The organism is Brevibacillus ginsengisoli (assembly GCF_050113715.1).
GTDB lineage: Bacteria > Bacillota > Bacilli > Brevibacillales > Brevibacillaceae > Brevibacillus_H > Brevibacillus_H ginsengisoli.
Genome location: NZ_JBNJQR010000001.1, coordinates 357,980 through 383,511, shown reverse-complemented (window position 1 = coordinate 383,511; position 25,532 = coordinate 357,980). Strand labels below are relative to the sequence as shown.

Annotated in this window: 22 protein-coding genes and 2 riboswitches; of the genes, 8 read left to right on the top strand and 14 right to left on the bottom strand. The window is 46.7% G+C overall.

Annotated features, from left to right (window positions below; translation table 11 throughout):
• Window positions 1–33: 33 nt before the first annotated feature.
• Window positions 34–3,843, bottom strand: coding sequence for a S8 family serine peptidase (locus ACQCN2_RS01975; protein WP_426927203.1), 3,810 nt, complete (start codon window positions 3,841–3,843; stop codon window positions 34–36).
• A 339-nt stretch (window positions 3,844–4,182) separates the two neighbouring features.
• Between ACQCN2_RS01975 and ACQCN2_RS01970 the strand changes: the two genes are divergently transcribed.
• A complete protein-coding gene (locus ACQCN2_RS01970) occupies window positions 4,183–4,731 on the top strand; it encodes a sigma-70 family RNA polymerase sigma factor (protein ID WP_426927202.1) in 549 nt (182 codons plus the stop codon).
• Window positions 4,706–5,761: a DUF4179 domain-containing protein gene (locus tag ACQCN2_RS01965; protein ID WP_426927201.1), complete on the top strand. Its 1,056-nt coding sequence runs from the start codon at window positions 4,706–4,708 to the stop codon at window positions 5,759–5,761. Before ACQCN2_RS01970 ends, ACQCN2_RS01965 begins: the two co-directional genes overlap by 26 nt.
• Window positions 5,762–5,878: 117 nt before the next feature.
• On the opposite strand, the gene sdhB is transcribed toward ACQCN2_RS01965, so the two are convergent.
• Genes sdhB through ACQCN2_RS01950 form a run of 3 tightly spaced genes read right to left on the bottom strand, consistent with a single transcriptional unit; the run spans window position 5,879 to window position 9,024 of the window.
• Window positions 5,879–6,628, bottom strand: coding sequence for a succinate dehydrogenase iron-sulfur subunit (gene sdhB / locus ACQCN2_RS01960; protein ID WP_426927200.1), 750 nt, complete (start codon window positions 6,626–6,628; stop codon window positions 5,879–5,881).
• A 2-nt stretch (window positions 6,629–6,630) separates the two neighbouring features.
• Window positions 6,631–8,394, bottom strand: a complete 1,764-nt coding sequence (sdhA, locus tag ACQCN2_RS01955; protein ID WP_426927199.1) for a succinate dehydrogenase flavoprotein subunit — start codon at window positions 8,392–8,394, stop codon at window positions 6,631–6,633.
• 21 nt (window positions 8,395–8,415) lie between these two features.
• Entirely contained in the window at window positions 8,416–9,024 is a 609-nt protein-coding gene (locus ACQCN2_RS01950) for a succinate dehydrogenase cytochrome b558 subunit (protein ID WP_426927198.1), read from the bottom strand.
• 486 nt (window positions 9,025–9,510) lie between these two features.
• Between ACQCN2_RS01950 and ACQCN2_RS01945 the strand changes: the two genes are divergently transcribed.
• Window positions 9,511–9,975 carry a DUF2507 domain-containing protein gene (locus ACQCN2_RS01945; RefSeq protein WP_426927197.1) on the top strand — a complete coding sequence of 155 codons (465 nt, stop codon included), beginning with the start codon at window positions 9,511–9,513 and terminating at the stop codon, window positions 9,973–9,975.
• Here the strand turns inward: ACQCN2_RS01945 and metX are convergent.
• The 9 genes from metX to fadR all read right to left on the bottom strand — a co-directional run bounded on the left by metX (window position 9,956) and on the right by fadR (window position 19,417).
• Complete coding sequence (metX, locus tag ACQCN2_RS01940) at window positions 9,956–11,029, bottom strand: homoserine O-acetyltransferase MetX (protein ID WP_426927196.1); 1,074 nt, start codon at window positions 11,027–11,029, stop codon at window positions 9,956–9,958. The two genes, ACQCN2_RS01945 and metX, sit on opposite strands and share 20 nt — an antisense overlap.
• A gap of 125 nt (window positions 11,030–11,154) precedes the next feature.
• A riboswitch (SAM riboswitch) is annotated at window positions 11,155–11,281 on the bottom strand.
• Window positions 11,282–11,373: 92 nt separating this feature from the next.
• Entirely contained in the window at window positions 11,374–12,615 is a 1,242-nt protein-coding gene (locus tag ACQCN2_RS01935; protein WP_426927195.1) for an aspartate kinase, read from the bottom strand.
• 238 nt (window positions 12,616–12,853) lie between these two features.
• A riboswitch (Lysine riboswitch) is annotated at window positions 12,854–13,043 on the bottom strand.
• A 154-nt stretch (window positions 13,044–13,197) separates the two neighbouring features.
• Window positions 13,198–14,976 (bottom strand): excinuclease ABC subunit UvrC, encoded by a 1,779-nt coding sequence (uvrC, locus tag ACQCN2_RS01930; RefSeq protein ID WP_426927194.1) that lies wholly within the window; start codon window positions 14,974–14,976, stop codon window positions 13,198–13,200.
• A 148-nt stretch (window positions 14,977–15,124) separates the two neighbouring features.
• Window positions 15,125–15,445 carry a thioredoxin gene (trxA, locus tag ACQCN2_RS01925; RefSeq protein WP_426927193.1) on the bottom strand — a complete coding sequence of 107 codons (321 nt, stop codon included), beginning with the start codon at window positions 15,443–15,445 and terminating at the stop codon, window positions 15,125–15,127.
• Window positions 15,446–15,606: 161 nt separating this feature from the next.
• Window positions 15,607–16,026, bottom strand: coding sequence for a YfmQ family protein (locus ACQCN2_RS01920; protein WP_426927192.1), 420 nt, complete (start codon window positions 16,024–16,026; stop codon window positions 15,607–15,609).
• 155 nt (window positions 16,027–16,181) lie between these two features.
• Window positions 16,182–17,144, bottom strand: coding sequence for an electron transfer flavoprotein subunit alpha/FixB family protein (locus ACQCN2_RS01915; protein WP_426927509.1), 963 nt, complete (start codon window positions 17,142–17,144; stop codon window positions 16,182–16,184).
• Window positions 17,145–17,160: 16 nt separating this feature from the next.
• On the bottom strand, window positions 17,161–17,928 hold the full coding sequence (locus tag ACQCN2_RS01910; protein ID WP_426927191.1) for an electron transfer flavoprotein subunit beta/FixA family protein: 768 nt from the start codon (window positions 17,926–17,928) through the stop codon (window positions 17,161–17,163).
• Window positions 17,929–17,940: 12 nt separating this feature from the next.
• The gene (locus ACQCN2_RS01905; protein WP_426927190.1) at window positions 17,941–18,717 is read right to left on the bottom strand and encodes an enoyl-CoA hydratase; all 777 of its coding nucleotides are present in this window, start codon (window positions 18,715–18,717) and stop codon (window positions 17,941–17,943) included.
• A 112-nt stretch (window positions 18,718–18,829) separates the two neighbouring features.
• Window positions 18,830–19,417 carry a fatty acid metabolism transcriptional regulator FadR gene (fadR, locus tag ACQCN2_RS01900; RefSeq protein ID WP_426927189.1) on the bottom strand — a complete coding sequence of 196 codons (588 nt, stop codon included), beginning with the start codon at window positions 19,415–19,417 and terminating at the stop codon, window positions 18,830–18,832.
• A 167-nt stretch (window positions 19,418–19,584) separates the two neighbouring features.
• Here fadR and ACQCN2_RS01895 point away from each other — a divergent pair, with 167 nt between their 5' ends.
• The 5 genes from ACQCN2_RS01895 (at window position 19,585) to ACQCN2_RS01875 (ending at window position 23,056) form a co-directional block, all read left to right on the top strand.
• A complete protein-coding gene (locus ACQCN2_RS01895; protein WP_426927188.1) occupies window positions 19,585–20,973 on the top strand; it encodes a cbb3-type cytochrome c oxidase subunit I in 1,389 nt (462 codons plus the stop codon).
• Between the two features lie 37 nt (window positions 20,974–21,010).
• Window positions 21,011–21,541: a cbb3-type cytochrome c oxidase subunit II gene (locus tag ACQCN2_RS01890; RefSeq protein WP_426927187.1), complete on the top strand. Its 531-nt coding sequence runs from the start codon at window positions 21,011–21,013 to the stop codon at window positions 21,539–21,541.
• A gap of 6 nt (window positions 21,542–21,547) precedes the next feature.
• On the top strand, window positions 21,548–21,988 hold the full coding sequence (locus ACQCN2_RS01885; RefSeq protein ID WP_426927186.1) for a c-type cytochrome: 441 nt from the start codon (window positions 21,548–21,550) through the stop codon (window positions 21,986–21,988).
• 14 nt (window positions 21,989–22,002) lie between these two features.
• A complete protein-coding gene (locus tag ACQCN2_RS01880; protein WP_426927185.1) occupies window positions 22,003–22,515 on the top strand; it encodes a hypothetical protein in 513 nt (170 codons plus the stop codon).
• A 385-nt stretch (window positions 22,516–22,900) separates the two neighbouring features.
• Window positions 22,901–23,056, top strand: coding sequence for a hypothetical protein (locus tag ACQCN2_RS01875; RefSeq protein WP_426927184.1), 156 nt, complete (start codon window positions 22,901–22,903; stop codon window positions 23,054–23,056).
• Window positions 23,057–23,734: 678 nt separating this feature from the next.
• Here ACQCN2_RS01875 and ACQCN2_RS01870 read toward each other — a convergent pair.
• Window positions 23,735–25,459 (bottom strand): long-chain-fatty-acid--CoA ligase, encoded by a 1,725-nt coding sequence (locus ACQCN2_RS01870; RefSeq protein WP_426927508.1) that lies wholly within the window; start codon window positions 25,457–25,459, stop codon window positions 23,735–23,737.
• Window positions 25,460–25,532 lie beyond the last annotated feature (73 nt).

The window sequence follows — 25,532 nt, the reverse complement described above, 5'->3', positions numbered from 1 at the left end:
CTCCGTTTTCTACCTAAAGTTAAAAAAGGAATGCTAGCGCGCATTCCCTTTTCTTTGTTCTTCTTCTTTTTTCCCGATTACGTTAGCGATCACTTTGCTTTCTCGGCCTAACAAGTCAGTGACCACTAAGGTGACGTCTTCTTTCCCCAACTTGTCGACGCTTAGTGGGAGACGAAATTCGCCCTGATCATTTACATCGGCCATCAGTGTATGCTCCTTGTAATACACAAACAGCTGCACAGGGATCGTGGAAGTGACTCGTCCTTGGGCCATAATCGTATCACCTACTTCCCCCTCGTAATTGGCTTGGGTAAATCCGACGAGGGGTGGAGGTGTGGTTTTGGCTTGATACTTGATTTGTTTATCCTTATTGTACAGCACAAGCGTTCCTGCCCGAGGCTCGGCGTAAACACGAAGCGGAAGCGACGTCAGGTTGCCGGAATCATCTCTTCCTTCAATTAATAATTTGTTATCTCCCTGCCGTAAGGAGACAAGGTGAGTGAAGCTTTTGCTTGACGGAAGCTCCAACTGCTCTTCTTCCCAGTTGGACAACATTTCACCATTCACCCGAATGCTTCCTTTATAATTCTTGTCCTTGTAGCTGATACGGATTGGCAGAACCATTTTATTCGTACCAGAGTCTACCAACACCGACTCTGTTCCATCGTTTTGCAATAGAACCTCTGGTGGCGTGGCATCAATCAGGATTCGTTGAGTAAACTGACGGTTGTTTCCGTACACGTCCGTCGCGCTGTACGTAACATAATTCAGTCCTTCCGGCAAAGTAAGCACGGTTTGAAAGCTGCCGTCTTCCGCTATCGGTATCGGGTGCCCAGCTATAGACAGCTTCACGCGATCCAGCATATCCTCCCCTGTGATTTTGCCTTGAATTGGCACATGCGGTTCCTTTCTTACCACGACTGCCTCATAAATATTGTTGGGAAAAGTAATCGCTGGAGGCGTCCGATCACCTTGTCCACGCACGTGTTTAATCGTGATATTTCCAGCGTAATCGTATGCGACCAAGGTGATTTTCTTCTGAGCTTGGGTAACCATTGAAGTTCGCTGGGTAGCAGAATAGGGTCCGCCTATTTTTTTACCGTCCGCATACAGGACGAATCCTTGAACGTCCTTGTCCCTGGTGTCCCAGCTTAATCGATTGCCACTGATGGAGGCTGTAAGCGACGGAGCTTTGGTATCCACATAGATCGGCAACGAGATAGATTGCCAGTTTGCGCGGTGACCATCATTCTTGGCACGGATGAAGAATTGGTAAGCACCATCTTGAACCGTTACATATTCACCCTTTTCGGCATCATAACGTTGTCCATCCCAGCTCCACTCTTTTTTCTCCGTGTAATAATAAGGGACACCCAGTTTGGATTGATCAAATTTCGAAACCTTCACATCATGAACCAGTGACCGCACAAGCTTGCCATTGGAGTCGAGGATATCAATGGAGATTTGACGCGCATTTCGTAAAAAGGTAATGGACGGTGCCGCTATGTCATAATGCCCGTCCTGATTGGGGGAGAAAGCGATATGCGTCGGATCGATTTGGACAATGCCGTTCTCATCCACACCGGTTACCCCTAGATAATCCCGATATTTCCACTTGTCGTTTTCCTTGTCCCGATACCAGGTGGTTTTGACACCCGTGCGCTTCTCTTGGCTATTCTTGTCCCACATCGGAGGATCAATGATACGAGGCTCTTCCCAATCCCCGAAAAAGGCAAAATAGGGTACATGAAGCTGCGGCACATTCTCCTGATCGGGTGTAAAGTTGATAAAGCCTTCCGCAAAGATGTTTTTCTCCGTTTCTTTTGGGATAAAGAGCGTCACCTTCACTTCCTGGCGCTGTCCAGGCGCAACCGTTACTTTATTGGTCGAAAAGCTGACCGCTGCCCCTTGAATCGCTGCCTCCTGCATAAGGTTTACGCCCGCTTTTTTCAGATCAGTAAGTACCCCGTACGGATCGTTAAGCGTATACGTGATCGGTTTCTTGCCAAACTTGTTTTCAATAAAAAGCGAAAAGGTTGTGGATGTCCCTACTTCTCCCAAGGCGACACCCGCTTTTCCTTTGCGGTCGGTGATGACCACAGGTGATTGAATCGCTTTGGCGAGCTTCAACATCCCTGCTCCCTGGACACGCACAGAATACGGATACTCCTTGTCGCTTGGAAGCTGCTTGGCTTTATCATTCGATGAAGGGCTTTCACGTGGATCCATAATGGGTTCTGCCGTATTCATCGCAACAGCTTTCAGCGTTTCTACCAAAGCGCGTCCCTGTAGAGTGGGGGCTTTTTTCTTGTACGCCTCTTTTAATAAAGCCATTCCGCCTGCCACGTGGGGGGTTGCCATCGAGGTTCCGCTTTTGACCGCGTAATCATCCTGTAACACCGTTGAGAGAATTCCTCCGCCTGGTGCGGTTATTTCCGGTTTGAATTGCAAATCTGGCGTTGGACCCCATGAAGTGAACAGCGAGATTGTACCGCCATTCGGATAGGGAAGACTGTTCTGAGCGTACTCACCATCAAATTTGATCTTAAGCTTTTTTCCTTTCTTCAAAATAGCCGCCATCGCTTCTCCTGGCTGCTTCAATATCGATACAGCTGGGATTCCCTTCGTTTCATTCGCGCTCATGATTATCGGACCTGTCTGATTGTTATAGACGATGACACCTGACGCTTCCGCCTCCTTGGCAAACATCAGCTTCTCCTCAAAGGAGATATCCCCCCGCTCAACCAAAACAATTTTTCCTTTGACGGAGATGTTGTAATCCTCCTTCTTGCCTTTGCCGACAAATACCACTTCATGTTCCTCCGGCAGGGACTGTGTGGGCTTCAAAGGATCACCAGTGGTAGGGCGTCCTACAAGATAAACGACACGATCCAGATTCACCGCCCCGAATACTTTGAAGCTGACCCCTGCGAGAACGGTTGCGTTAGCAGAAGCTACGGACAAGGCATCAGGAGCAATTCCTGGAGAACCGATCATGGCATAGTCCGGGTTCTCCGCTCGCACCTTGTCGCTTCCGAAGTATGCGTCATTACCAGCCGCAGCCACCACAACCACGCCATGGTCTACCGCCTTTTTGATCGCAAACTGTTCCACACTTGTCTCATCGACATATCCGGCAGAGGAGCCCAAGCTTAGATTGATGACATCGGCATTCTTGGAGATGGAGTCGTTTATCGCAAATAATATGGACTCACTTAATCCAGAGACCTCTCCTTGGTAATTGCTAAATACTTTTTGGCTAAGCAGCTGGGCTTCAGGAGCGACTCCTTTGAGCTTGCCATTCGCCGCTACGATTCCCGCCACATGCATGCCATGCTGAGAGTCTCCGACGTCTACGGTTTGTTGGTTGCGGTCGGCCCAGTTGTAGCCGGTAATCACTTTGTTGGGGGTCCCTGTTTTTTGCATGGCTAGCCGTTTATCCTTTGGTGCCGCCATGTCCGGATGTTTGGGATTCACGCCAGTATCGATGATGGAAACAAGCATTCCTTCTCCTTTTACACCAGCTGTTTCCCATGCCTTACGGGCCTCAATCATATCCAATGTTGTAGATGAGGCATGCTGCACTTCTTCTCCCTGGATAACAGGCCCAAGCGTATCCCACTCGTCTGACTGAGACGGCTGATTTCCTCGGGAGTGCTCAGGAACGACTTGTCTAGGCATCGTCTCATACAAATCAGAAATGACTTGCTTACGAAGCGCATCATCGGGATTTGCTTTTGCCGTCACATGATTGATTACTTCAACTGAATTGAGTGTGGATACTGTACGATTTGAGTATAGAACGAGGGATAAGATCAGACAAAAGAGAACCAATTTTTTCATTCCTGCCTCCTGCGACTCTTCATGTCAACAGTTTTCCATGGAAAGGGAGGAGGTATACAGGAGGGGAGAAAAGAGTTCGTCCCGTTTAGCTCTGTGGAAGTTCGCAAGGAGGCTGCAGTGACGAACTCTTTTCCCCGGCGGACTTACGCGGGCGGAAGTAACCTAAAGTACATTACTTTCGTAAAACACTTTAGGTTTTGAAAAATTTCCAAGCCTAGAATAAGCACTTGGGCTTGTTACTTATTAAGAAAGAACAGTGAATCTCAGTATATACACAAAAATTTGAAACGTTTTACTGCCCAGCTTTCTCTAATAAGGGAAAAAAGGAGGTGTAATCGAATGAATTCAACTTTGGATCTAGTCGCTCGCGCCAAGAAGGGCGATTCAGATGCTTTTCAAAGTCTCATTCATGAAGAAAAAGAAAAATTGTACAAGATGGCCTTTGTGTACATGCGGAATGAAGAAGACTCGCTGGAGGTCTTTCAAGAGACGGTCTATAAAGCCTTTGTGTCTATCTCCACACTTCAGGAGAATCACTATTTTTCTTCGTGGCTCGTGCGAATTCTCATTAATACAGCGATTGCCCATATCAAAAAGAAACGAAAAGTAGTTCCGATGAGTCATGAAATACTTGAAGGCGTTGGAAGTACCAGCCATTTGAAGCTTGAAGAACAGATTGACCTTCTTCAAGCCATGGAGGAGCTTGAGGAAAAATATAAAACAGTTTTGCTTTTGCGTTACTATAAAGATTTTACGATCAAGCAGATCTCAACGTTTTTAAACTGTCCTGAAGGAACCGTAAAAACCAATCTTCACCGTGGGTTATTACTTTTAAAAACAAAACTAAAGGGGGCTTATGACGATGAGAGAAAAAGTTCGTTTGTTTAAACAAGAAATTGATGATATCCAAGTCCCAGTTGATAAGCTTGACGCCATTATTTCGCAAACCATTAAGGAGGCTACTATGAAAAAAAATCAACCGAAACGAAAAAAAATTCTGTATGGAACTGGCGCAGCCGTTGTTGCTTTTGGCCTGTTCCTTAGCTCGGCTGCCGTGTCACCAGCTATGGCAAGCATTGTCTCTAAAATTCCAGTAGTAGGTTCGATATTTAGTCAATTCGGGGATGTCGGGTTGAAGGAAGTTAGCAAGCAAGGTTTAACCACTGTAGTTGGCCAGCCACAGGTCGTGGGAGGCACCGCCCTTACCATTGATGAAGTATTCTGTGATGGAACACGATTCTCTATCGGCTACTCGATAAAAGCAGATAAGGCAGTTGGAGAGCTTTATTTAAATCCAACTCTCTCAATCAATGGTGAGACGATTGGATTCGCTGGAAGCTCTAAAGAAGACCAAATAACCCCGACCTATCGAACTGGTATTTTAGAAGTCACTCCTCCTGCTAATCTGCCTAAAGATTTTCAACTTGGTTTAACCTTCCAAGCTGAGAACGGCAATAAGTGGAACTTCAATCTCCCTGTAAAACTTAACAATGACGTGAAGCTCGTTCCCATTGATTATAAGCGGCAGGGAGAAGCCTTTGACCTTACCGTTTCGGATTTAAAAGTAGGTCCAGCGGGCATCCTGCTCAATTTTAATACAGTATCCAAAGACACTGATTATAATTCCAGTTATTTGGAATTTAAAGCGGTTGATGCAGCGACAGGCAAAGAAATTGGTTCTCATTCAGGCGGTAGATCGGGTCAAATCATCGATGGAAAAGCATATCTGACAGGCAGCTTCCGTTTCGATCCGGTTGATAAGCAAGTGAAAAAGTTGAAAATCACTCCTTATATGTCCTTCCCTACGAATGGTGGCGGGGTCGAGTTTGATCAAAATGGGAAAGAAAAAGAAATCAAATTTAAGCCAGTGCAAGGAAAAGAGATTAAATTTGACAGCTTCACCGTTACCCTTCCTTAAATTTAAGCAAACAGCTCCAATAATCATAAAAACCCAGTCTACCTAGTTGGTGGACTGGGTTTTATTTAACAAAAAAAAACCTGAGCCGAAGCCCGGGTTCTTTTGAAGCTGCAATTCTTAGGAGAAGAAGAAAGATTTGATTGCGTGTCTGGTTGTCTCTTTGTTCATGTGCGCAATCGAAGTAGTCAATGGAATACCTTTCGGGCAAGAACGCACACAGTTTTGAGAGTTACCGCAATCGCCGATACCGCCATCAGCCATCAACGCTTCCAAGCGCTCATGTTTGTTCATTTGACCAGTTGGATGTTCGTTGAACAAACGAACTTGAGAGATTGCGAACGGACCGATAAACGCGGATTTCTCGTTGACGTTAGGGCACGCTTCCAAGCATACGCCGCAAGTCATACATTTGGACAATTCATATGCCCATTGACGTTCTACCTCTGGCATACGTGGTCCAGGACCCAAATCGTACGTACCATCGATTGGAATCCAAGCTTTAACACGTTTTAAAGCATCAAACATACGGTTACGGTTAATGGACAAGTCACGCATAACCGGGAAGGTGCTCATTGGCGCAATGCGAATTGGTTGTTCCAGCTTGTCGATCAAGGAGCTGCATGCTTGACGCGGCTTGCCGTTGATTACCATGGAACAAGCTCCGCACACCTCTTCCAAGCAGTTGGATTCCCAAACTACTGGTTTGGTTTTTTGGCCTTGCGAGTTCTGTGGGTTACGTTGAATCTCCATCAATGCGGAGATGACGTTCATATTTGGACGATATGGGATTTTGAATTCTTCTTGATAAGGTGCACTCTCAGGACTATCTTGGCGAGTAATGATCAGATGGACTAACTTATCAGCCATGATTAATGTCCTCCCTTTTTATCAGATGAGTAGTCGCGTTTACGTGGAGGAATCAAGGAAATGTCTACATCCTCATAGTAAATGTCAGGTGCAAGAGTGTTAGGGTTGAACTTCGCCATAGTTGTTTTCAGGAATTGCTCATCGTTACGCTCAGGGAAATCTGGTTTGTAATGGGCACCACGGCTCTCGTTACGGTTCAAAGCACCCAATGTGATGACACGAGAAAGCGCAAGCATGTTCCACAGGTGACGAGTGAAGGAAGCGCCAGAGTTGCTCCAACGTTGCGTATCGTTGATGTTGATGCGCTTGTAGCGATCCATCAGCTCTTGAATTTTCTCGTCTGTTTTCTTCAGGCGATCGTTGAAACGAACAACCGTTACGTTATCGGTCATCCATTCACCCAATTCACGGTGAATGACGTAAGCATTCTCAGTGCCATCCATTTTCAGGATGTTGTCATATTTATCTTGTTCTTTTTGGGTGTGGCTGTCATATAGTGTGCTAGCAATATCACTGGAGTGTTTATCCAAGCTATTGATATAGTTGATCGCATTAGGACCTGCTACCATACCGCCGTAGATTGCGGACAAGAGGGAGTTTGCTCCCAGACGGTTCGCACCGTGTTGAGAGTAGTCGCACTCACCTGCAGCAAACAATCCAGGGATGTTGGTCATTTGGTTATAGTCAACCCACATTCCGCCCATGGAATAGTGAACGGCTGGGAAGATTTTCATTGGAACTTTGCGTGGATCTTCACCGACGAATTTTTCATAAATCTCGATGATACCGCCAAGTTTAACATCCAATTCTTTCGGGTCTTTGTGAGAGAGGTCAAGGTATACCATGTTCTCTCCGTTGATTCCCAATTTCATATCTACGCACACGTGGAAAATCTCACGGGTCGCGATGTCACGCGGTACAAGGTTTCCGTAAGCAGGGTATTTATCTTCAAGGAAGTACCAAGGTTTACCGTCACGATACGTCCATACACGTCCACCTTCACCGCGAGCAGATTCGGACATGAGGCGAAGCTTGTCATCCCCTGGAATCGCAGTTGGGTGAATCTGAATGAACTCACCGTTTGCGTAAATAACGCCTTGTTGGTATGCGGTAGAAGCTGCAGTACCTGTGTTGATGATGGAGTTGGTGGATTTACCGAAGATAATTCCAGGTCCACCCGTTGCCAAGATGACAGCGTCGGAAGCAAAAGATTTGATTTCACTTGTACGCATGTTTTGTGCGGTAATCCCACGGCACACGCCAGCGTCATCCAAAACTGCCCCTAAGAAATCCCAATATTCGTATTTGGTAACCAAGCCCTCCGATTCGTAACGGCGAACTTGCTCGTCCAAAGCGTACAACAATTGTTGACCGGTTGTAGCGCCTGCGAATGCTGTACGGTGGTGCTTGGTTCCCCCGAAACGACGGAAGTCCAAAAGACCTTCAGAAGTACGGTTGAACATGACGCCCATACGGTCCAGCATGTAGATGATCCCTGGAGCCGCTTCACACATTGCTTTAACAGGCGGTTGGTTCGCGAGGAAGTCTCCTCCGTAAATGGTGTCATCAAAGTGCTCCCAAGTGGAATCCCCTTCCCCTTTGGTGTTAACCGCACCATTGATGCCCCCCTGAGCACAAACCGAGTGAGAACGTTTCACTGGTACGAGGGAGAATAATTCTACTGGAACACCTTTTTCTGCCGCCTTGATGGTAGCCATTAAACCAGCCAAACCACCGCCGACGATTATAAGTTTGCCTTTGGCCATGATTGCTTCCCCCTATTCCTATTAAACGAATGCCGACAACGCGCGCAATCCGATGAAAGAAACGACAACGAACACACCTACAGTGAAGTATGCTGCAATTCGCTGCGAACGCGGTCCAACAGTAATTCCCCAGTGAACGAGGAAGGACCAAATACCATTAGAGAAGTGGAAAACCGCAGCCACGATACCCACTCCATAGAAGATTCTCATCGCTGGATTCGCTAAAATATCATGCATCATGTCAAAGCTTACTTGAGCACCAAGAGCTTTTTGAATTCTGGTTTCCCATACGTGCCAGGAAATATAAATAAGTGTAATTACACCTGTAATCCGTTGCCACATGAACATATGGTTGCGGAAATAGCCATAATTGTTTACGTTATGCTTCGCTTGGAAGGCAATGTACAAGCCATAAACCGCATGGAAGAAGATTGGCAGATAGATCAGAGCAAATTCGAGAACAAGAATAAATGGAACCTTGTCGATATTACCTATTACTTCGTTGTAAGCTGCTGCACCTTTAGTTGCCTGGTAGTTTGCCACTAAGTGAAACACCAAGAACAAACCAATCGGTAGTAAACCTAGTAAAGAATGAAGCCTGTGATGTACAAATTGCCGGCTATTAGCCATGCATGGGTCCCCCCTCAGTGAACTATAGTCTTTGTAAATCCTATACTCTCTCTTTCTCCTCGCAATCCTGTCCCAAAATTAATTGGGTTGACACGTCCTTTCACATGTTTGTCACAAGCAACGAATCGAGTGCACCTCCATTATAAAGGTAGGCGCTTACAAATGAGTTGCTTGTTAATATTATGTAAAATTGTGTCGGATTACGGAAAAAAGATTGTCCAATATGTGACCAAAACTATTGTACTCCTGTACCCTGAGAGCGTCAAGCCAATGGATAGACTAAATCCATCGATAGAATCATATTAGTTGCAAAACAAAAAACCCTCCTATACACCTGTTATGACAGGCTTTTATAGGGGGGATCTCATTCTATCTAGAAAGATTTTTCTCTTTTTTATATGAATATTGTCATCAGATTCTCAAAATTCTCATAGATTGGAATATGAAAACTAGTAAATCAACTCTATGAGCAAAGGAGAAATCATCATGCGCATAGTCGATCCGCTCTACACATTATTTTCTGGACAAACAATGTCTCATTTGGAGCAAATGAATATGCCGTACCTAGGTTTCCATATGTTGAGAGATTGCTTGACACGCAAACTTTTAGGCGAGAGCGAAGGCCCCATTCTGTACTGGTTAGGAAAAGATGTGGGATCGCAAATTTCGATAAAAAATGCGGATGACCTGATCCTGCCGTTCATTCGTCTCGGCTTGGGGAAGCTAGAGCTCCTTGAAGAGACCGAGCATTCCTTTCGTTACTCGTTGACACACTCCGTATTTTCTCATATTGAAGTAGACAGACTGACCTCTTCGTTAATGCTGGAGTGCGGGATCATCGCAGGTGCAATTAGCCAATGGTTACAAAAAGAATTGGAAGGCCATCTGGAAGTCGTCAAGTCAGAGGATTCTAAACAATCGGAAGTCCTGATCACGATCTTACTTTCTTGACGTACGGTGTGACAATCCGCCCCATACGAGAAAACTCCACCAAAAAAGCGTCATGCCCGAATTTGGATTCAAGTGTATGAAATTCAACTTCCACACCATTCTGGCGCATCAGATTGGCCATTTCCTTTTGATGCTCTAGCGGGTACAAGAGATCATCGGTAATCCCGATCATAAGTACCGTAGCTCGAATACGGGAGATGGCATGCTCTGCACCGCCACGTCCTCTGCCGATATCGTGAGAGTCCATTGCCCGCAGCAGGGCGAGATAGGAATTGGCGTCAAAACGTTCGACCAACTTCTCCCCTTGATAGCGCAAATAGCTTTCGATTTGGAAGGTAATATCCAACGCGTGATTCTCTGATTCTTGCTTGAAGCTGCGCCCGAAGCGCTCTTCAAATAATTCAGCCGTCCGATAGGTTATCATCCCAAGCATCCTGGCAACCGCAAGGCCCTTAGATGGCCCTGCGCCCGGGTAATAGTCTCCGCCGTTCCATTCGGGATCGTTCTTGATCGCCTGCCTGCCGACATCATTATAGGCGATGGCAATAGCCGAGAGACGGGAACAAGTAGCGATGGGGATGACCAGATTCATCATCTCCGGGAATTCAACTGCCCATTCGTACACCTGCATTCCACCCATGGAGCCACCCATTACCGCATACAGATGGTGAACACCGAGCTCACTCAGTAAACATCGTTGCGCTCGCACCATGTCGCGGATCGTGACCATCGGGAAGCTGGAACCATACGGGCGATTCGTCTCAGGATTCAAGCTGGCTGGCCCCGTAGAGCCGTAGCATCCACCGAGAACATTGCTGCAAATGACGAAGTATTCGTTTGTATCAATCGGCATGTCGGGCCCTATAAGTCCTTCCCACCAGCCTGGACGACTCCCGTCACCTACAGCATATACGTCTCCCGTTAGAGCGTGGCAAACTAGAATCGCGTTATCACGGTTGGGATCATAGGTACCATACGTCTGATAGCCGATCTCCACTTGCTTAAGGACTTCCCCCGATTCCAGCTGCAAATCTCCAATGAATGCTTTTTGCACAACGCTTTCCCCCTTACTATCCGACGAAAAGAATTCGTCCCTCACCTCTCTAGCGGGCTTACGCAAATGGTAAAAACCCCTCTTCGAAGAGAAGAGGGGTTGATTTCTGAATAGACAGATACCCGCTCTTATCTTCCAAACGCGTCCATTGCAGTTCTTCTGCGTCGCGCGTCTGCTGGATTTAGCACCTCTCCGCTACTGCGGGGTTGCCGGGCTTCATCGGGCCAGTCCCTCCACCACTCTCGATAAGAGAATCCATATTATTTCATTCATCATACGATTTGGAAGAGGAAAGTGTCAATATCTAACACGAGCTTCTTCCAGTCTTCTTTGTGTGTGTTCTCTTACATTCCGTGTACCACAGCAGCTTCTTCCACATCCAGGCCAAAGGCTGTGTGCAATGTGGTCACCGCAAGCCCAGTGAACTCTGCTGGGATGACGCAGGAGATTTTGATATCTGAAGTGGAGACCATTTTAATCGAAATCTGTTGCTCCGCCAGCTGTCTGAACATCTCCGCTGCCACACCTGGATTGGTCACCATGCCCGCGCCTACAATCGAGACTTTGGTTAATCCCTGTTCGTATTCAACCGAATCAAACCCTAGTTCGGCTGATTTCTGATTTAATACCTCCAGCGCATGCGTCAGATCATCCGCTGAGACTGTAAAGGAAATATTGGTTTCAGCCGCATCATACGAGCTTTGAATAATGATATCGACATTCACTTGAGCACAAGCCAATGTGTTGAATAAAAGGGATAATGTTCCTACTTTGGCCGGCATGCCGACAACCGTAATCTTGGCAACGTCCTCGTCATGCGCAACACCGCTTACCACTCTTCCTGTTTCCATTGACGAACCCTCCTCCACATAAGTACCCTCTTCATTCGTAAAGCTAGAACGTACGACTAAACGCACTTTATATTTTTTCGCTGTCTCCACGGAGCGTGGATGAAGCACGCCTGCACCGAGATTTGCCAGCTCCAGCATTTCATCATAGGAGATACTGTCCAGCTTTTGAGCTGATTTAACAACTCTTGGGTCAGCTGTAAATACACCAGACACATCCGTAAAAATCTCGCACTTATTCGCTTCCAGACTGGCAGCCAGCGCGACAGCCGTCGTGTCGGATCCACCTCGACCTAATGTCGTTATCTCTCCTGCTTCCGTAATTCCTTGAAACCCGGCCACGATCACGATGCGCCCTTGGCTAATCGCCTCTCGAATTCGCTGATTATCAATGTCTTGGATACGGGCTTTGGAGTGTACGGAATCTGTCATAATCCCCGCCTGCCATCCGGTCATCGAAACCGCCGCATGACCTTTGCTCTCCAATGCCATCGCGAGCAGCGCGATCGATACCTGTTCACCCGTTGTCAGCAGCATGTCCAGCTCACGGGCCGGTGGCTGTTCACTGATTTGTTTCGCCATGTCAACCAACACATCGGTGGATTTGCCCATCGCGGACACAACAACTACGACGTCATTTCCTTGCTCTTTCGTCTCAATAATCCGGTCTGCTACCCGCATAATCCGTTCAATCGTTCCAACTGAGGTTCCTCCGTATTTTTGCACGATCAATCCCATCTGGTTTCTCTCCCCTATCGAATAATCACTGATCCTATCCTGATACCATAACTTCCACGTAAGCTTATTTATTATTCACGCAATATTTTCGGTTGATGACCTAAACAAAAAAGGCAACAACAAGGTTAGACCTGTCGTTGCCCTACTTATGGACATACCAGTGCCTCCCTCCCTTGGACACGTCGGCGAACAACTCCGCATTATTCACAACACGTGAATACACGAAGTCCTTCATCCTCTGTGAGATAGCTCTCCAACGTTGTATTAGGATTTGATACAGCGTTGACAGTTCTGTGCTTCTTCAACACAGACCCAGCACAACAAGCATCGGGCCGCCTGTTGCACTTCGGCGAATTCCCCTTTCCCACACCCTGCTAATGCCCGCATCTTCGGGGGGTACTCTTGGTTTTCGCGCCTCTACCTCACTCCAGTTATGGGAAGTGAGGTTACTTATTTAATTGTTTTGGATTATAGCATGCGTTTGTGGCATGTTCAACCTCTATTTTTGCAAAAAACATCTCAACGTTTTTCATTAAAGTCGAGATGACCGCATGGCGGACACCTAAAACGGTCATGACTGTTTTAGGTGTCCAGCTTGCGCAGCTTCTCGATGATCTCTCGCGCCAGCTTGTCACCTATACCGATTTGCCGGAAATCCTCTACGCTTGCCTCACGCATTTTGGTGAGTGAACCAAAATGTTTGAACAAGAGCTTGCGTCGCTTCTCGCCAATTCCCGGAATCTCATCCAATTGGGAGCTCAGCATTGTTTTTCCGCGCGACTGGCGATGGAAGGTAATCGCAAAGCGGTGAACCTCGTCTTGTATCCGCTGTAACAAGTAGAATTCGTAACTGTCCCTCTTTAAATCAACGGGCTCTGGTGGGTCTCCAAACAACAGCTGTGCCGTTTTATGCTTCTCGTCCTTCGCCAAACCACAGACGGGTATATAAAGTCCAAGTTCATTCTCGAGCACGTCCATCGCCGCCGATATTTGTCCTTTTCCGCCATCAATGACAATCAGGTCAGGAAGCGGTTGATTTTCTTTTAGCAAGCGGGTGTAGCGCCTGCGCACGACCTCCCGCATAGAGCCGTAATCGTCGGGGCCCTCAACGGTTTTTATTTTGAACTTGCGGTATTCCTTCTTATCCGGGCGACCGTCAGTAAAGACAACCATCGCGGATACCGGCTCAGCTCCTTGAATATTGGAGTTGTCAAACGCCTCAATCCGCTTGGCTACCCCTATTCCTAGAACGTGCCCAAGGTTGTGTACCGCCTGAATAGTTCGCGCCTCATCTTTGGACATTAAAGCGAATTTCTCCTGCAAAGCGATGCGCGCATTCTCGTCGGCCATCTTCACCAGCTCGTGCTTTTTCCCTCGCTTAGGAGTCAGTACCTTGACATTCAGCCACTCTGACAGCAGTTCAGCCTCACTTCGTTCCGGCAAAAGAATTTCTCTTGGCAATGCCTGCTGTTTATCGTAATAAAACTGGGTAACAAACGACATGAAATCTTCTGTCTCATCCCCATAGTATGGGTACATCGTGGTTTCCCGCTGGATCATTTTTCCTTGGCGCATGTAGAAGACCTGAATGCACATCCAGCCCTTCTCCACAGCAAAGCCAAAAATATCCCGATCCACCGTATCCGTAAAGGTCACCTTCTGCTTCTCCATAACCGCCTCAATATTGCGAATCTGGTCTCGCAGCTCCTTCGCCCGCTCGAATTCCATCTCTTCCGCTGCTTGGTGCATGCGCTCGGTCAGCTCTTTTTTCATCTCTTCATGCCCGCCGTCAAGAAACTTGGCGATTGCCTCGACGATTCGCTCGTTCTGTGCCGCGTCCACTTCATATACGCAGGGAGCAAGACACTGACTTAGATGGTAGTACAAACAAACCTGCTTCGGCATCGTCTGGCATTTTCTTAACGGGTAGAGTCGATCTAACAGCTTCTTCACTTCTTGAGCGGCTCCGGCATTCGGATAAGGACCAAAATACTTGGCTTTATCCTTCAGCACTTTGCGTGTGATCTCTAGTCGTGGATGAGCTTCGTTAGTGATTTTAATGTAAGGATACGTCTTGTCATCCTTCAGCAAGACGTTATATCTCGGATTGTATTGTTTGATTAAATTACACTCCAGAAGCAGAGCTTCAATGGGGGAGGAAACGACGATGTATTCAAAATCAGTAATTTCACTGACCAACAGCTGCGTCTTGCCGTCATGACTGCCTGTGAAATAGGAGCGAACGCGATTTTTCAATACTTTGGCCTTGCCGACGTATATGATTTCACCATTCGCGTTCTTCATCAGGTAGCAGCCTGGTTTATCCGGCAGAACCGCTAATTTGTCTTTGATCGTCTTCATCCTGGTCCCTCCTCTCATTTCAGATGAACAGTTTCAACCTCTTTATCGTAGCACAAACGTTCCCGTCGAAACCACTGTAAAGCAATTCGACTTTTCAACAATATAAAAAACAGCCCCGCCATATGGCAAGGCTGCTCAACACTATCTCTTACAGATGTTTGTTAATAGTAGAAAGAAGTGCTTCTTTTGGTTGGAAACCAACGATTTTGTCTACTGGTTGACCATCTTTGAACAACAACAAAGTTGGGATGGACATGATACCAAAACGTCCAGCAGAATCTGGGTTATCGTCAACGTTTACTTTCACGATTTTTAATTTGTTACCGATTTCAGAATCGATTTGTTCAAGGACTGGAGCAATCATCTTGCAAGGACCGCACCAAGGAGCCCAGAAATCAACAAGAACGGTTCCTCCGCCTTGCTCTACTTCTTGAGCAAAATTTTGATCCGTTGTATTAAGAATAGCCATGTAGGAATCCTCCCTCATTTTTCACATAAAAACTTCCACCGTGTTAAAGTATACCATTCAATATTAGAATTGACCACGTCAGTTGACACTTTATCTGCTTTACCTATTTTGTCCCGTTACCTTGCTTTTATCAAGCCAATTCTTATCTGTCCTTTAGGAAATTAGGCATTCAATTCACTCGAAAGAAAGGGGCTTCTCACCCAGTACGATTTCGTTTTGCCCTTTGAATTGACCCGCTCAATGTACATATCTTCTTGATCTTTGTGATATAGATGGATGATTTCGTTGTTCGTCTGTATCCGCAGATGCTTTTCACCGTTTGGAAGTTCGCTGGACGGGACCTTTTGAATGAAGATATCTCTGTTAAACTGTTGAATAATCTCGTCCTTTTTCGGGGCAGAGTAAGGCTGAATCGATTCCCCTGCGACAAGGTCGACAGCTTGTACTTCTTCAAGTTTCAGTTCCCGATGAATAGCCACCTTCTTAGCCATCCAAATCAGCACAAAACTGGGCAATGAAAACGCTACAATGAGCAACATACCAATACTATGAGATAGCCAGTTCACCATCGTTTCAGACATGCTATGCACCTTTTTCTATCGAATTTTTACCATATTTATAATAATAATGGTAAAAACATTCAATTTCAAACAGATAATCTACGACTTACTTTAACCAACTTAAAATAAAAAAAGCCGAGGATATTCTCCTCGACTTCATTTCAATAGCGGGTGGATTACACCAATACTTTTTTGAATTCTGCTGTTAAAAGTGGAACGACCTCGAACAAGTCTCCCACGATCCCATAGTCAGCCACTTGGAAAATTGGCGCTTCTGGGTCTTTGTTGATGGCGACGATTACTTTGGAATTGGACATCCCAGCCAAATGCTGGATCGCTCCGGAGATCCCGCATGCGATGTACAGGTCAGGCGTAACCACTTTACCGGTTTGACCGATTTGCAACGCGTAGTCGCAGAAGCCGGCGTCGCAAGCTCCGCGGGAAGCTCCTACTGCCGCGCCCAACACTTCAGCCAACTCATCCAACGGCTTAAAGCCATCCTCGCTCTTCACGCCACGGCCACCGGAGATGATGACTTTAGCTTCAGAGAGGTCTACTTTACCGGAAGTTTTGCGCACTACTTCTTTAACAATGGTACGAAGGTCTTTAATCTCAGCGTTGAATGAAACAGTCTCCGCAGTTTTGGTGCTGTCCGCTTCGCCAACCGGAATGTTGTTCGGACGGATAGTTACGAAGATTTTGCTATCTGTGAAGTTGCGTTTTTGGAACGCTTTTCCTGCATAAATGGGACGAGTGAAAATTCCGCCAGCTTCCACCGCAGTTACGTCAGACACCAAGCCTAAGCCAAGGCGTGCCGCTGCGCGAGGAGCCAAATCGCGGCCAATCGCTGTATGACCCAAAATGATTGCGTCTGGGTTCACATCCGCAACCACTTGCGCTAACGCTTGGGTGAAACCATCTGGTGTGTATTGCGCCAAAGCGTCATTCGCTACGACATACACTTTGGATGCTCCATAGGAAGCGAGTGCGGATACATGTGATTCCCCGCCTGGTCCAAATACGGTTGCAATTACTTCGCCGCCTTCAGCAATAGTTGCCGCTGCCGCAAGTGCTTCAAATGAAACGTTACGAAGTTGACCGTCACGTGCTTCTGCTAGAACGAGTACTTTTTTCATAATGAATCCCCTCTCTCCCTTAGATTACTTTCGCTTCGTTGCGAAGTAAGGATACTAATTCTGCCACTTGGCTTGGCGTATCGCCAGAAAGAACGCGACCTGCTTGTTTTTTCGGAGGCAGGTATTGATCGACAATGGCTGTTTTTGCTTGTACCGCATCAGGAGACAAGCCTAAATCATCAGCGGATAGACGATCCAACGGTTTCTTTTTTGCCTTCATGATACCAGGCAGAGAAGGATAACGAGGCTCATTCAAGCCTTGTTGAGCGCTGATCAATACAGGAAGAGAGGTTTCTACTACTTCCAGGTCACCCTCGATGTCACGCTCTACGCGTACAGAAGAACCGTTCACTTCAAGCTTCACAGCGGTAGATACGTGGTTAATGCCCAATTCTTCAGCCAGACGTGGTCCGCCTTGTCCAGCGCCAGAATCAACAGCCATTTGACCGCCGATAATGATATCGTATCCAACTTTGTTAGCGACGGCTGCAAGTACCTTAGCTGTCGTATATTCATCACCGAAGAGAGCTTCGTCATCTACGAGAACCGCTTTGTCAGCTCCCATAGCAAGCGCTGTGCGAAGCGCGTTTTCTGCGCGATCTGGTCCCACAGAAACAACCGTTACTTCTCCGCCGTGTTCTTCTTTCAATTTAATCGCTTCTTCTACCGCATATTCATCATAAGGATTGATGATGAACTCAACCCCGTCTTCACTGATTTTGCCGTCAGAAATCACGATTTTTTCTTCCGTATCGAACGTCTGTTTCAAAACTACTAGAATGTTCATACGATTTCCTCCTTATCGATCCTTAAATTGGGGTTTGCGTTTTTCTAAAAAGGCATTGACGCCTTCCTTCATATCTTCAGAACGGAATACCTCTCCAAAAAGCTGCGCTTCCTGTTGAAGACCTTCCTCAAATCCTTTATTAAAACCAGCTTGTACGGCACTAAGCGCATAACGAATCGCTACACTGCTTTTGGTAGCGATAGCAGCTGCCAGCTTCTTGGCTTCCTCCAGCAGTTGCTCCAAAGGATACACCGCGTCAGCTAAGCCAATACGAAACGCTTCCTCGCCGCCAATCATTTCTGAGGTCAAAATCATTTTGGTAGCTGTGCCCCGACCGACCAAACGCGGCAAACGCTGTGTACCGCCGTATCCAGGAATCAGTCCCAGATTGAGCTCGGGAAGCCCCAGTTTGGCTTCTTGCGCAACATAACGAATATGGCAAGCCATCGCCAGTTCCAGTCCTCCACCCAAGCATGCGCCGTTAATTGCGGCAATAATTGGTTTTGGGAAAGTTTCCAGACGATTAAAAATCTTTTGGCCAGCTTCAGCCATCTGATGAGCTTGATCATTGGTCAGTGTTGTGAATTCATTAATATCTGCACCCGCGATGAAGAAGCGTCCTTCACCAGTCAATACAATCACTTTTACCTGCGAGTCTTGCTCCAGGTGATCAAGTGCAGCTTGTAAGCCTTCCAACGTTGCTTTGTTTAACGCGTTGGCTGGTGGATGATTAATTGAGAGAACAGCTACTCGTTCCTCAACCGCCAACGACACATTGGAAAATTGCATCTACTTCCCCACTCCCCTCTATTTGGCACGTCCTACCATATGAGCGGTCGCTCAATTCAGGCATAAACTCATTGTATCAAATGAGGAATGCCAAAAAAAGCGTTTTCTTACGCTATTTTTTCATCAAACCGTTTAGGAAGAGGTTATGAATGGGGTCAACGAGAGAAATGAGATCGTACTTGAATTGTTTCATGATCCAAGAAGTAGCCGCTTGATCAATCGTTCCGAAAATCATCACGCGAGCCATCCGTATATCCAGCTCTTCACGGAAGATCCCGTCTTCTATGCCTGAGCGGATGACGTCTTCAATCAGATTGAAGTATCTTTTCAAAATAGCGCCAATCCCTTGATTTACTTCCGGATTGGACTGACGAAGCTCAATCTGCGTGACAATCGCCATCTCTGGATCTTGGGCCATCAAACCCAAGTGAGTCGAGACCAACTCGCGAATTTTCTGATCCGCTGATTCGGCTTGTTGGATACGTTCATGACATGTGTCAATGAATTGCCCCATCTTCTCGTTGAACAGAGAAATCAGTATGTCATCTTTGTTCTCAAAGTAGAGGTAGATCGTACCGTCCGCTACTTTCGCCTCCTTGGCGATACGCGATACCTGGGCATTGTGATACCCATGCTTCGCGATTACGCGTACAGCCGCATCAATGATGGCTTCATATTTTTCCCCCGTCTTCTTAGCCATAACAAACCTCCACATAAGTTTCCAAAAATTCATACTAGAATGAATGACTATTCATTCACTTACAAGTTTAAACCATCAGCTGAATCAGTGTCAATCCCTCTCCGGTGCATAGTCCAAGAGCGTTTGGTAATACTTACATCAGAGCACAAGGAAAGGAGAATTTGCCAATGACTACTACTCAAGACGCCTCGTACAAAGCGGTGCGCTACCTTTACTATTCCGCACTCTTTTGGCTGACCCTTGGCATGTTAGTTGGTTTGACGCTTGCCTTCAAGTACGTATGGCCAGACTTCCTGGTGATAGGTGCTTTACAAAAATATCTGTCATACGGACGGATCCGCCCCATTCATACCAATTGTGTCCTGTATGGCTGGCTTTCCATCGCCCAAGTTGCTGGACTGTTCTATGTCATCCCGAAGTTAACAAGGTCTCCGCTTCAACATCCCCGACTGGCGATGATTGTCGGATATTTATGGAACATCGTTGTCGGTGTTGGTGTCATTACCTTCTCCCTTGGCTACACCACCGCAATTGAATATGCGGAATTTCTCTGGCCGATTGACATTGTTCTCGCTGTACTGTTTATCTGCATCATTTTCATCTGCTATCGAACAATCATCAATCGAAAAGAAAAGCAGTTATACGTCAGTCTGTGGTATTTTATGGGCTCCCTTTTGTGGTTTCCCTTTTTGTACATCATCGGCAATATACCAAACGGATGGATTGGCGGTATCCCCCAAGCTCTGGCCGCATGGTTCTTCGGACACAACGTGATTGGCTTATGGTTTACCACGGTAGGCGTCGGGTTCATCTACTACCTGCTCCCGAAGCTTACCAAGAATCCTTTATATAGTCATAAGCTGTCGTTAATCGGATTCTGGACGATTGCCACCTTCTATGTCTGGAATGGACCCCATCATTTACAAAACGGCCCGATTCCCGCTTGGGTGATGAAGGCAGGCACCATCCCCTCTATCTTGTTGATCATTCCGGTATGGACAGTACTTGCTAATGTATTTGGCACCATGAAAGGCAAATGGCAGGTTGTTGCTGAGAACATATCGCTAAAATTCGTGATTACAGGCTCGATCTTCTATTTGATTACCTGCTTGCAGGGTCCTTTTCAAAGTTTGATGGGCCCAAGCTCCGTGTTGAAATTCACCAACTGGATTGTTGGACATGCCCACATGCCATTGTTTGCAGCGTTTTCTTTTATTAACTTTGCCCTGATCTACTATAGCTTTCCGGACTGGGCTGGACGAGAGATATACAGCCGCAGATTGCAAGAGACTCACTTCTGGTTTTCAATCATTGGCTTTTTGTTGTTTGCCTTTAGCACCTGGACGCAGGGCGTCATGCAAGGATTGGGCTGGGCTGACGGCAAACAGTACGGGATTCAGTTTGTCGAGTTAATGACTGCCCTTCGCCCCTTCTCGATCATCCGGGCTACAGGCGGGATCATGATGTTCATTGGCACCCTGGTTTTTCTTTACAACATTTACCGTTCCGCGAAAGACGGCAAGATTGTGGTCACCTCCGGCCAAAAAACAGCGTGAGCGTTGTTTGGATTTCGAATAGAAAGGAGCAATTCGTTTGGCACAAAAGGAGACGAACATCGCCCCCTTTGTCGTTGGTTCCCTCGTTATTTTTTTCATGGGGACGCTCGCTACCGTGTACCTGCCGTTCTACGATCCATCCATGAGCCAACCGAACGCGACGGCGATGAGCCGCAACTACAGTCCGGATTCTGCCGAGTATCGCGGCCGTCAAATCTATATCCGGGAAGGCTGTCACACCTGCCATACCCAGTACGTCCGAGCGGTAAAGGCGGACACCTCTTTGGGACCGGTATCAATCCCCCAAGATTATTACTACGATTCTCCCGTCATGCAAGGGACGGTTCGGACAGGCGGAGATTTGATGTGGGTAGGGAAAAGGACGAGTCCGGAATGGCATCGCAAGCATCTTGATAACCCGCGAAGTGTTCTCCCAGGCAGTATCATGCCCTCCTACAACTATTTAACGGTGAACGAGCGGGAGGATTTAATTGCCTATCTGATGAGTCTCAAACCTGCTCCTTCAACCGCTGGCACCACCTCTTCGCCCACAACGATCGGAAGGTGATCAAGGATGCCGACAGATAAAAACGATCAGAACCAAAAGAAAGACCTGACCAAGCAGAGATACCACGAAGTCTCGGGGATTCGGATGGGCAACGCCAAGGTTCCCAAGTTTCTTATCGCTGTCTACATTGTGCTGGGAATATGGGGGCTTGGATATGCCACGTTTGCTACACCAATCAATGACCGGCTGGAATCAACAGGTCCGGGCGGCAAGAAGAACGCGTCCTATGACGGAGCCCAACTTTTTCAGCAGAACTGTACAGCGTGTCATAACGTAACGCATGAAAAGCTCGTCGGGCCCGGACTTGCTGGGGTCTCCAAACGGTTGACGGATGACCAAATACGCCACACTTTGTTAAACGGACGCGGTCAAATGCCTGCCCTGCCTAATCTGGGATTAGATACAGAGCAAATCAACGCGATCTTTAAGTACCTGAAATCCTTGTAGGAGGTGTGAGCGTAATGAAATCTCACGTTATCGCTACTTTTGATTCACCCGAGAAAGCAGAGCAGGCGTATTATGCCCTCCAAGCCTACGTGAACCGGGAAGACATCTCGATTGTTCACATGTCGGACGACAAAAAAAACTCCAGCGATTTAAGTGCAGACACGATTGCTGACGGGATTGGTTATGGAGCGTTGATCGGCGGTGGATTTGGACTTGCGATTGGGATGACCACCCTTTTAATCCCCGGTATTGGGCCGATTCTTGCTGTCGGACCGATTCTTTCGGCTTTAACGGGTGTGACGGCGGGAGGAATTGTAGGCGGGATCGTTGATTTAGGAATTAACCGCTATACAGCAGAGTCAATGGCTTCCCATGTGGAACGCGGATTAGTAGTCATGACGGTCGGAATCGCCAACCCCGCACTACGAGAAACCATACTTGACATGCTCAACGTGTACGGCGCGATTGATGTACATGATGAGGATGTGGAGATTTCGCGGGATCAGGAGCCTCCCATCTATAGGTAAGAAAAAGGAAGGGTGCACTTAAAGTAGATTAGCGCTACTTGTAAGGCACCCTTATATTTCTTCATGCTATCTTCTTCTCGTAATCGTCCCGCTACTCCCGCTTGAGGTATTGGGTGGTTGAGAACGGCTTGGCGTTGACAGTGAAGATGAAAACGAACTCGGAGATGAGCTTGAAATCGATGAAGATTTCGAAACAGAAGATGAATTTGATGAAGTAGATGAAGTTTTAGAGGTTGAAGATGATGAACCTGTATTGTAATTGCTTTCTTTAGGTGCTGTAGTGTTTGTTTGACCTTTTGGTTGAGATGTACCTCGCTTGGTTATCGATCCGGTTTCTTGTACAGTTGCAGGTGGTTGTTGATCTTGCTTTTTCTCAGAAGTTGATTTGTTTGTCGATGTTGCGGGCTTCGTCTGTGCAGGTTTAACACTTCCCGATTTCGGGCTTACAGTAGCCTTTGGTACAGCTGAATACGTCTGTGTCGGAGCATTTACCTGTGATGGCGTTGGGATACTCGATGAGGTATTGCTTGGAGTAGTGTAGCTTGAGACAGGGCTGCTTACTGGGATCGAAACTGTTGTTGTAACAGTGCTAAAAGTTGTTTGTTCGTTCAATTTGAAGCCATAGTGTATCGACATGAGTATTGCAACGATTAGTAACCATATTCCCAAAAACTTGCGATTAAACATGAAACTCTCCTCATTCCGTTTGCGGTAATTTATCTATATTTTAATCTGGAATATTATACCACATCTCGAACTTGACAAGTGACATTGTGATTACTCCATATACGCACACCCGGAACCTAAATCATTTGATATTCATTTACAAAAAAAGAAGGGTGTTGTGGCCCCCTCCTTTTCTACATGCAAATCTTCTTCCGGTAATCGTACCTTTTTATTTCGTCATACACTCAATTACTGGATAGGAAATGATATTTCGATCACGATACGTCTGATTGATCACATCAGCTTTTGTACTTAAAATTCCATTCTGCAACATCACAGTTTTAAAACCTCTTTCGATTGCGCCATTATGTACGAAGCAAGTCAGCCACATAGTTTATGTATTCACAAGCTCTTTCGACATGAAGCGATTCCTTTTGATCTTGTAAAAAATTTTTTTGCATATCTACAATCAAAAATCCAATTTTCATTTTATCTCACCTCTATATTGTAGTCCGTGAAAAACGGTGCCCATGTGGACACCGATTTTTATTTGTTATACGGTTTGCTGATGATTATCGTTAGGTTCTCCATGGTTCGCCGCTTCTTTCGCCTGCTTCTTGCTCTCTTCCTGCAAATGACGGCGTAGTACTTTGCCCACCATTGTTTTGGGAAGCTCGTCACGGAATTCGTAGAGGCGGGGAACCTTGTAGGCAGCCAAGCGTTTACGGCAGAACTGATTCAAATCTTCTGACGTTACGTCCTGATCTTTTTTCTTCACAATAAACGCTTTAACGGTTTCTCCACGATACGGATCAGGCACGCCAACTACCGCCGCTTCCTGAATCGCCGGATGCTCAAACAGCACTTCCTCAACCTCGCGTGGATAAATATTGTACCCGCCCGCAATGATCATATCTTTCTTGCGATCCACGATGTAGAAGTAGCCATTCTCGTCCATATAGGCCATGTCCCCGGTTAACAGCCAGCCATTCTTGAGCGTTGCCGCCGTATCTTCCGGTCGATTCCAGTATCCTAACATGACTTGCGGACCCTTCACGGCAAGCTCACCCACCTGCCCTTGCGGAAGTTCTTCCCCTGTGCCCGACTCAAGAATCTTGGCGTCTGTATCTGGCCAAGGAAGACCGATACTTCCGTTGATGCGGTGCCCCCATATCGGGTTCGCATGTGTCACCGGCGATGACTCCGTTAAGCCATACCCTTCAACCAATTTACCTCCTGTCAATTCTTCAAATCGCTGTTGCACCTCTACAGGCAAAGGCGCCGATCCGCTTATACAAGCCTCAACCGAGGATAAGTCGTATTTTTTCAGATCTGGATGGTTGATTAAAGCGATATACATCGTGGGAGCGCCGGGGAAAAGTGTTGGTTTCTCCTTGTGGATGGCCTCCAGTATTTGCTTCACGTCAAACCGAGGAATCAAAATGGTTTCGGCAGCAAAGAGAATCCCCAAGGTCATGATCGTGGTCATTCCATACACATGAAAGAACGGCAAGGCTCCGAGAATTTTTTCCTGTCCTCGCTTCGACTTATAAAGAATCGCTCTGCACTGTGTAGCATTAGCAACCAAATTTTTATGTGTGAGCATAACCCCTTTGGCAATACCCGTTGTACCACCTGTGTATTGCAGCAACGCCAGATCCTTCTCGGGATCGATCTGTACCTGTACAGGAGTGGTAACGCTTTCTTTTATCAATTGAATAAAAGATTCCACACCGTTCGTGTATGAAATCTTAGGGATAGGAGCTTGTTTACGTTGGGCGAATGGATACAAAAGTTTCTTAATAAGAGGCAAGTAATCCGAAATGCTCGTGACAATCACTCGAGTAAGTGAAGTTCGGGATTGGATGGCCATCACACGATTGTACAAAACATCTAGGGTGATAATCGTTTCGGCCCCGGAGTCAGCCATCTGATGAACAAGTTCGCGCTCTGTGTACAAAGGATTGGTTTGCACCACTATCGCACCGACAAACAACGCTCCGCTGAAGGCAATCACCGCCTGCGGGCAGTTCGGCAGCATGATGGCAATTCGATCCCCTTTTTTTACACCGCGTTTGATTAACGCATGCGCAAATTGATAAGACATTTCCAAAAGTTCTGAATACGAAATCCGTCGACCCATAAAGTATAGAGCATTCTGATTTGGAAAATCCTTTGCCGCCTGCTCTAAGAAGTGCGTAAGAGGAACACGGGGGTATTCCAATGACGCTGGGATTTCTTTGGGGTAACTGGCGATCCAAGGCTTGGCATTTGACATGTAAATCCCTCCACCTTTGAATTGCTCATTTTCCCGTTCGATACGCATTCATAACCTCTTCCTTTTGTTATTG